This is a genomic window from Bradyrhizobium sp. USDA3010, from assembly GCF_056429065.1.
The window spans coordinates 1-246 of sequence record NZ_JBWJZD010000185.1 but is presented as its reverse complement, the minus strand read 5'-3'; the positions used below and the strand labels follow the sequence as shown (position 1 = coordinate 246).

General features: G+C 62.6%; 1 protein-coding gene. It reads right to left on the bottom strand.

The window, feature by feature from the left end; genetic code table 11:
* Positions 1-69: 69 nt before the first annotated feature.
* Positions 70-246: transposase (locus tag AC066Y_RS43480; protein WP_478279165.1), on the bottom strand; the 177-nt coding region annotated here is incomplete at its 5' end.

The following is a 246-nucleotide window of genomic DNA, read 5'->3' as shown; positions in this document are numbered from 1 at the left end:
GGCGAGTGTGGCGGCCCGGATGCGCGGAGGGTGGGTGTCAGCAACCGAATCCTACGCCACCTCAGCGGCTTACGCCACGCTCGCCAGCCTCTCAACAAGCCGCTGATGAATAAGACGGGCTAGGCGATCGCGCGTCCGGTCCAAATGCCGGAGGCAGGATCGCGCGCCATGCACTAGAAGCTTTCTCACATAACGGTTGCCGCGTTTGCTGACGCCAAGCAACGTCTGTTTTCCGCCGGTCGAGTA